The organism is Halorhodospira sp. M38 (genome assembly GCF_022227985.1).
Taxonomy (GTDB): domain Bacteria; phylum Pseudomonadota; class Gammaproteobacteria; order Nitrococcales; family Halorhodospiraceae; genus Halorhodospira; species Halorhodospira halophila_A.
Map to the genome: position 1 here is coordinate 1 of NZ_JAJNQP010000082.1, position 765 is coordinate 765.

The 765-nt window shown below is 48.0% G+C and carries 2 protein-coding genes; both read left to right on the top strand.

What is annotated here, in order from left to right; genetic code table 11:
* The coding region (locus tag LRA98_RS12865) for a hypothetical protein (protein ID WP_238634279.1) at nt 1-266 on the top strand (266 nt) is incomplete at its 5' end.
* Entirely contained in the window at nt 267-683 is a 417-nt protein-coding gene (locus LRA98_RS12870) for a hypothetical protein (RefSeq protein ID WP_238634280.1), read from the top strand. It abuts the gene before it with no gap.
* The last annotated feature ends 82 nt before the right edge of the window (nt 684-765 follow it).

Sequence of the window (765 nt, forward strand, 5' to 3'; positions counted from 1 at the left end):
GGAATCGTGGGCTTGGAGATAGCGCACGGGAGGCATTGACGTCACTCCAGGCGATCTTAGGGCAAAATCCGGATGCGGTTCGAAAATTGGAAGTTGCGGGTAAAGAGGATCGTGATGCTGTCACTGAGGTGCTGGACCTGATTGGTCATAGGCTATCGTTGGAGTTCAATGATTTGCAACTTGGCGGTGACTTAAGGTATCCGAGGGATGAACGTTGGCGAGCGCTTGAACGTGCGCGAGCAGGCTGGCAGAGAATATTGAACTAAATGAAACTAGTAGTTGAAAAACTGTTCCCGTACATAATGGCGATTGTAGCAGTTGCTCTGTGGAAGCGGCTTGGGGGGCAATTGCCAGAGTCGGAGGACATCCTAACTGCAACTTTGACTGTATCTGGGATTTTTGTGGGCTTTTTGGCTACAAGCAAAGCAATATTGCTAAGCATGTCAAGCCCTATTATCGACGACCTAAAAAAGAGTGGTTATATTAACGAGCTCGTCTCCTATATAGCCCAAGCTATCTGGGTAAATTTGGCTTTCTGCGCTGTCAACGTTCTGGGGTATTTTTTAGATCATCAAGGATTATATTTCGGGCTTCTATGGATAGCGTTTTCTGTTGCGGCTATTTCATGCTTCATCAGGGTGACCCACATTATGCTAAAGGTTTTCCGGTATGCAGAAACTTAACAAAAGCGTAAACGCGGATCGGCTTTTCCGCTGGCGCTCCAAAGCCGACCGGTTACGCTAAGCGTCCCTGGGTGTCAAGCGT